This is a genomic window from Caldimonas taiwanensis NBRC 104434 (genome assembly GCF_001592165.1).
GTDB lineage: Bacteria > Pseudomonadota > Gammaproteobacteria > Burkholderiales > Burkholderiaceae_C > Caldimonas > Caldimonas manganoxidans.
On the sequence record NZ_BCWK01000025.1, the window covers coordinates 22,100 to 29,245 of the forward strand.

A 7,146-nucleotide genomic window follows, 5' to 3' on the forward strand; every position below is an offset into this window, starting at 1 on the left:
TCCCATGTCTCGTATCTTGCTGACCGGTGCCACCGGCTACATTGGCTCCCACACTTGGCTGGCCTTGCATGCCGCAGGCCACCAAGTCATCGGCCTGGACAATTTCGCCAACAGCTCCCCCGCGGTGCTGGATCGAATCGGCGAACTCACGGGTTGCGAGCCGACCTTCGTGCAGGCCGACGTCTGCGATGCCACGGCGATGGACGCCGTGTTCCAGAACCACCCCATCGACGCCGTGGTGCACTTTGCTGCCTACAAAGCAGTGGGCGAATCGGTGCAGCGGCCGCTGGCCTACTACCGCAACAACCTCGGCGGCCTGCTGACCGTGGCCCAAGCCATGCAGGACCACGGCGTCTTCCGCCTGGTCTTCAGCTCATCGGCCACCGTGTACGGCCAGCCCGAACGCCTGCCCATCACCGAAGACGCCCCACTGGCCACGACCAACCCTTACGGCACCACCAAACTGATGGGCGAACGCCTGCTCGAGGAGCTGCGGCGCTGTGACCCGCGCTGGCAAATCGCTTGTCTGCGCTATTTCAACCCGGTCGGCGCCCACGAAAGCGGTCGCATCGGCGAGGACCCCCGCGGCACCCCCAACAACCTGATGCCCTACGTGTGCCAAGTGGCCGTCGGCCTGCGCCCCGAGTTGCAAGTCTTCGGTGGCGACTACGACACCCCCGACGGCACGGGCGTGCGCGACTACATCCACGTGATGGATTTGGCCGAAGGCCATGTGGCATCGCTGCGCCATTTGCTCGACACCGGCCAGTCCCATACCGTCAACCTCGGCACTGGCCAAGGCTACAGCGTGTTGCAAGTGATCCGTGCCTTCGAGCAAGCCAGCGGACGCCCCATCCCCTACCGCATCGTCGCGCGGCGCCCCGGCGATGTGGCCGCTTGCTATGCCGATCCGGCGCGGGCGCACGAGTTGCTCGGATGGAGGGCCAAGCGCGACCTGGCGGCCATGTGCGCCGACGCCTGGCGCTGGCAACGCACACATCCTCGCGGATTCGCCAGCTGAACCTCGCACAACAGCCTCTGACGTCCACCATGTGACAGGCCGGCGTCCCATCCCCCCTCAGGCACGGGATGTGACAAATGCACGCCATGCCGGACACTTTCGGTCACATTCGGGGGAAAAGTCCATGAGAACGCTGCTGGTCCTGGTCGCGCTTGCAACGCCCATCGTGGCGGCTGCCGTCGACCGCGACATCGACAGCCGCCCGGCGGGCAGCCCCCCCTCCGAAGCGTCCCCGCTGACCACTGCCTCGTACCAGGCCGCCGCTGCGATGGCTCGGGCCCCGGCCCGAGACGCCCTATTGCCCACCTCGATGGCTGCCACTCCCGAACTGCGGTCTCCGAACGCAGCGGTCGGCCCATGGCCGGGCGTCCAAGGGCTGTCCACGCGGCCCCCTTTGAACGTGCCCGCCCTGAGCGGGCCTGCGCAGCTTGCTGCAGAGCCATCGCGCTTGCCACAATCAGGCCCGCAGTGGTATGCGCTCATCGCCGCCGGCATCGCCGCCATCGGCTTCATGGCCCGTCGGCGCACACGCGGCTGAAACCCACCCCCACACACCGGCCCCCGTCGGTAGCCGCCCCAGGCCAGGGCGGCCGCTGCGCTTTGGGCCCCGTCGTCGCAGCCCAGGCTCCCCTCATTCGCGGGCCTGGCCCCGGCTGCCCCCCCAACTCGCGTGGGTCGCCGCCGATGACTTCCAGCCCACAATGCCACGAGGCTGGTACCCCCGGGTGTCTGCGCGCCGCCGAGCCGTTGGGCGTCATCGCGTCGGACACCGAGCCCGGGTCCCTGCGCTGCCGCTCCATGCCCTGAAGCTCCGCATGTTCGACGACCGCAACAGCCCCAAACGGACCTTCTTCGGTGCCCCGCAGTCCGTCACGTCCATGGTGGCCGCGCTGCTGGAGCCCGGCCTGATGGTGGTCTCGCTTTTGCTGGCCTATGCCTGGTTCGATCGGCCAGTGGGCCACCCCGAGCTCGTTCTGAGTTTGCTGGTGTTCGCGCTGGCCTTCCCCGGACGTGACCGCTTTCGCGACACCCCGCTGGCCGCCGCCACCGACATTGCACTGAGCTGGTTCACCCTGATGGCCATCTTCGGTCTGCTCGGCTACGCCACCAGCAGCTTCGGCTTGTTCGACACACGCGCCTTGCTGCTTTGGGCCGTGGCCACCCCGGTGCTCCAATGGCTGGCGGTGTGGATCGGGGCGCGCATCGTCAACTACCATGCCAACCTCCCGAGCTCTCGGCGCAGCGCCGTCGTGGTCGGCGCCGGCCCGCTGGGGGAAAAAGTCTCGCGAGCGCTGGCCGAAAGACGCGACCGGGGCATCGACTTCCTCGGCTACTTCGACGACCGCACCGACGAACGGCTGCATGAAGGTGCCGCACCGCACCGCTTGGGCATGCTGCGCGACGTCGGCGCCTTCGTGTCGGCCCATGGCGTACGCGATGTCTACATCACGCTGCCCTTGGGATCCCAGCCACGCATCGTGCGGCTGCTCGAGCAGCTCCAGGGCACCACGGCCAGCCTGTACTACGTTCCTGACGTCTTCGGCATCAGCATCATCCAAGGCCGGCTGCAGGACATGGGTGGGGTGCCGGTGGTCGGCATCTGCGAGACGCCTTTCACCGGCACCAATGAACTCGTCAAACGACTGAGCGACATCGTGATGGCAAGCCTCATTCTGGTGTTGATCTCCCCGCTGATGCTGGCCATTGCCATCGGTGTGAAGCTGAGCTCTCCCGGCCCGGTGATCTTCAAACAACGCCGCAACGGCCTGGACGGCCGCGAAATCATTGTCTACAAGTTCCGAACCATGCGAACACTGGACGACGGGCCCGTGGTCAAGCAAGCCACCAAGAACGATCCACGCATCACCCCCTTCGGCGCCTTCCTGCGCAGGACCTCGCTCGATGAACTGCCGCAATTCATCAACGTGCTGCAAGGCCGCATGAGCATCGTGGGCCCGCGCCCGCACGCCGTGGCGCACAACGAGGAATACCGCCGCCTGATCAAGGCTTACATGGTCCGCCACAAGGTCCGGCCGGGCATCACCGGCTGGGCACAAGTCAACGGGTACCGCGGCGAAACCGAGGTCATCGAAAAAATGCAAGCGCGCGTCGAATACGACCTGGAGTACCTGCGCAACTGGTCTTTGGGCTTGGACCTACAGATCATTGCGCGTACGATCCGCCTGATGCTGTTCGATCGGCATGCGTATTGATGTTGATGCGGGTTTCGCAACGCCCCCCCATAATCCGTCACACTGCTTGAAGGAGCCCCTGTGAGCCAACATCCTGTCGCAAGAACGGCGGCCCTCCGCACCCTGCCTTTCGCATCGATCCTGTGGATGGTCAGTCCGATGGCCCAGGGTCAGCCCACCGAGGCCCCCGCAACGACCGACGCACGCCCCTTCACCCTGGGCGTGAGTCAGGCCTTCACGCATGACACCAACCTCTTCCGCAGCCCCAGGGGCACCCCGAGCGACAGCGATCTCCGATCCGTCACGGGTCTGACGGCAGGATGGAACCAGCCCGTGGGCCGCCAACGTCTGCACGCCAGCACTAGCGTCGCAGCCCATCGGTTCCGCGACTTCGACCAACTCGATCACGTCGCCAGCTCGGCCCACGCCGGCATCGACTGGTCCACGGTGGGGCGGCTGTCCGGCACCCTGCGTTATGCATACAACCGCAGCCTTGCGGACTACGGAACCGCTGGTGCCCCGCGCATCACCACCCGCAACCTCGAAAGCGCCCAGTTGACCGAATTCACGGCCCGCTACGGCATCACCGCTCGTACCGCCTTGCGTGCAGGACTGGAGCACCGCCAGGTGGATTACTCGGCCCAGGCGTTCCAGGATCGCGAATACCGTCAGGATGTGGTGGCGCTGGGGATCGAGCACGGTTTGGAGCGGGCCTTGCGGCTGGGCCTCGGTGTGCGCCACACGGACGGCCGACGACCGCGATTCACCGAGGTCTCGCCCGGCGTCTTCCGGGCCGACGACAGCACGCGCCGTGACGTGGACCTCACCGCGGAGTGGACGCCCTCAGAGCGCAGCACGTTCAACGGCCGCATCAGCCACAGCCGGGAGGACCATTCGGCACCGGAACTCGCCGACTTCTCCGGCATCACCGGCTCCTTCGGATGGGACTACGCGCTTACCGGCAAGATCCGCATGCGTGCCCAGCTCGACCGCGACACGGGCGCCGAGACGAGATTTGCCAATTTCACCGGTGAAGCTCCCACGTACACCCTAGATAGCAGCCGCGTGACCAACACGGCGCAACTTGGCTTGCGCTACTCCGCGACCGCCAAAATCGAGGTCCAGACTGGGTACCGCCACAGTACGGGTAAGCTTTCGAACACCTCAGGTGATTCGGGCCGAGATACCACGCGCGCAGTTCATCTGGGCATCCACTATGCGGTCAACCGTTCATTTGACATCGGCTGCCAATGGCAGCAAGAGCGGCGTACCAGCAACACGACCCTGTCGTCCCCGTACCGCGCAACGGTGACGACTTGCCTGGCCCGGCTGGCCCTGAGGTGAGTACCGTTGGCCAGACCGTGGACCCTAAGGGCCGCGGGGATGTCCGGCTCGTGCGTGCCTGGATCTTGGCACAACTAATGGCATGCATGGCTGCATCTGCAACTCAAGCCGACACCCGGCCCATCGATCCACTGCCCCCCGCGGCCAAGAATTCATTCGACGAAAGCTGGCCTAGGGCCCCCCGCTCATCAGCCCGGATATTCATTTCAGGACACAGCCTGACAGACCGCCCACTGCCGGACCAACTCGCCGCCATTGCAGACAGTCTGAAGACGCCCGCGCTGTGGGAACGCCAGTACATCGTCGGATCCTCGATCCGTCGACGCACGCGGGGTGAGACCGACGCCCCCTCGGTCTGGGCTGGCTATCGCGAAGGCTACAACCGCCATGGTGAAGGTCTGGATGTAGTGGCCGAGCTGCGACGTCCGTCCGTGCACCCCGATCGCCCGTACGATGTCTTGCTGATCACGGAACAGCACGGCCTGCTGGGCACGCTGATTTGGAATGACACCGTCCGCCATCTTCGCCACTACCATGAGCGCTTCATCGAGGGCAATCCGCGCGGTCAGACCTACTTCTATGAGTCCTGGATCAGCCTGGATGACAAAGACCGGCCTGAGCGATGGATCGCCTACGAGCGCGCAGCTTCCCCGGTGTGGCAGTGCATCGCCACCCGCATCAACGTGTCCCTGCAGGCCGAGGGTCGCCGCGATCGCATCGTTTCCCTACCGGCCGGTCGTGCGCTGGCCGAACTCGTGGCACGCGCTCTTCAGCCTCCAGGCATGCCAGGCCTGAGCGGGCCTACGTCACGCGATGTGGTGGACCGCCTGATCAAGGACGATGTCCACCTGACCCCTCTGGGCAGCTATTACCTGGCCCTGGTGAGCTACGCCGCCATCTATGAGCGTTCGCCGGTCGGGGCCTGGGCGCCCGAGGGAACCGACTCCGCGCTGGCCCGGGCACTGCAAACCCTCGCTTGGGATTTCGTATCGGGCTACTACCGGTCCTACCGCCCGATGAGCCTGGCGCAATGTAGGCAGTACCTCCAGGATGAATTTATCGGCCTGTACTGGGCCTACGTTCGCGATGCCTACTGGCGCCGAGAAACCCATGTCGTGGCGGCCTATTTCCGCTGGGCCAGGCATCTGCTGACCTGGCGTTACCGCCTGTCGCGCTCGGATGAGCGCAATCCCTTCCACCATGACCCGGCCACCGACGCCGAGCACTGGTGGGCGCTTCCGGAGCCTAGCCAAGCCCCTTCCCGCCAACCTAGGGACACGGAGGCTGCAGCAAAAATGTAACCATTCGTAAACGCCCGCGATTCCCTCACCCCACCGCAAGAGAGCCTCCACCCCAGTGGAAGCGACCCCTCGAATGAGGGGTATTTCACACTTGACATTGCCTGTTCGAGCTCACGGCTTGTTACGCCGTTACAGGTCTCTTACGGTCCGCAAGGGGGCGCCTCGCTAGGATCCGCGACAGCAATTCTTGCCTCTGGTGGAAAGCGCTCAGACACCGTCTGACAACACCGGGTCGCAGTGCTGACCGCCGAACCAGCTCTTCACGTCGCAACGACGTCGACGTTCGCCGTGCTTCCAGCACTGCCTCAGGACCCAGTGGTTTCGCCGATACGCGCGACCTGGGGGGATGTTCTCGATTCACTGAAGTAGTGCAATGAAACAATCAAGCTATCACTCGCGGTGGGCCGTCCTGGCCCATACCATGGCAGCCTGCGCCGTGCTATCGGCCTGCGGTGGTGGTGGCGGATCCGGCAACAGCGGCTCCGACGACGTCATCCTTCAATCGGCGCCCGTCGATGGGCAAGACGTGCACATCGACGCACAGGGACGCAGCTGGTGGTGGAACGGTAGCCGCTGGGTACAGGGCACCAAACCTGCCCCCAGCCCGGCACCGGCACCGGCACCCGCACCCGCACCCGCACCCGGCAGTTGGACCGTGTGTGCCATCGAGAACCAGTATTGCTCGTTCTCCGGTACGGCCCAGGTTCGTTATGGTGCCTCAGGGAGTTACGCATATGGCACCTTCACGAACGGCGTGAACTGTTCAAACGCCGTGTTTGGGGACCCGATCTTCGGGGTTGCCAAACAATGCGAGGTTGCAGCCGGGGCAGCTCCTGCTCCTGCTCCTGCTCCTGCTCCTGCTCCTGCTCCTGCTCCTGCTCCGGCTCCTGCTCCGGCTCCTGCTGCGGCGCCGGCGCCGGCTCCGGCGCCCGACAATGGGCAGACCTCCACCTCGGTAGTGGCCCGACTTTCGGCCACCCGGACCTCGGGTGCAGCCCCCCTGGCTGTGATGTTCGATGCCACAGCCACGACCTCGTCGCTGTCCGGTGTCGACCCCTACCGTCAAGTCACCTACAGCTTTGATTTCGGTGACGAGCGCGGCGAGCGTTGGGCGATCTCCGGTTTGCCCAAGAACACGCAGACCGGCGGCCCGTTGGCCGCACATGTCTTCGATGTGCCAGGCACCTATACCGTCCGCGTGCGAGCCATCGATAGCACGGGGGCTTCGACCACCGCGTCGATGACGGTAACCGTTCACAATGCGGACTCGGTCTATAGCGGCAACCAG

Annotated in this window: 5 protein-coding genes; all 5 read left to right on the top strand. The window is 65.3% G+C overall.

What is annotated here, in order from left to right:
- Nucleotides 1-4 precede the first annotated feature (4 nt).
- Nucleotides 5-1,021 (top strand): UDP-glucose 4-epimerase GalE, encoded by a 1,017-nt coding sequence (gene galE, locus CTA01S_RS14785; RefSeq protein ID WP_062196678.1) that lies wholly within the window; start codon nucleotides 5-7, stop codon nucleotides 1,019-1,021.
- 815 nt (nucleotides 1,022-1,836) lie between these two features.
- Nucleotides 1,837-3,234: an undecaprenyl-phosphate glucose phosphotransferase gene (locus CTA01S_RS14795; RefSeq protein ID WP_232301086.1), complete on the top strand. Its 1,398-nt coding sequence runs from the start codon at nucleotides 1,837-1,839 to the stop codon at nucleotides 3,232-3,234.
- A gap of 60 nt (nucleotides 3,235-3,294) precedes the next feature.
- On the top strand, nucleotides 3,295-4,557 hold the full coding sequence (locus tag CTA01S_RS14800; RefSeq protein ID WP_157451391.1) for a porin family protein: 1,263 nt from the start codon (nucleotides 3,295-3,297) through the stop codon (nucleotides 4,555-4,557).
- Nucleotides 4,558-4,643: 86 nt separating this feature from the next.
- Entirely contained in the window at nucleotides 4,644-5,858 is a 1,215-nt protein-coding gene (locus CTA01S_RS14805; protein ID WP_157451392.1) for a hypothetical protein, read from the top strand.
- Nucleotides 5,859-6,867: 1,009 nt separating this feature from the next.
- Nucleotides 6,868-7,146 (top strand): PKD domain-containing protein (locus CTA01S_RS14810; protein WP_157451394.1); only part of this gene is annotated, 279 nt, incomplete at its 3' end.

Excerpts from the sequence above, each read along its gene's own strand:
- galE (WP_062196678.1), top strand. The coding sequence starts at position 5 with ATGTCTCGTATCTTGCTGACCGGTGCCACCGGCTACATTGGCTCCCAC.
- CTA01S_RS14795 (WP_232301086.1), top strand. The coding sequence starts at position 1,837 with ATGTTCGACGACCGCAACAGCCCCAAACGGACCTTCTTCGGTGCCCCG.
- CTA01S_RS14805 (WP_157451392.1), top strand. The coding sequence starts at position 4,644 with ATGGCTGCATCTGCAACTCAAGCCGACACCCGGCCCATCGATCCACTG.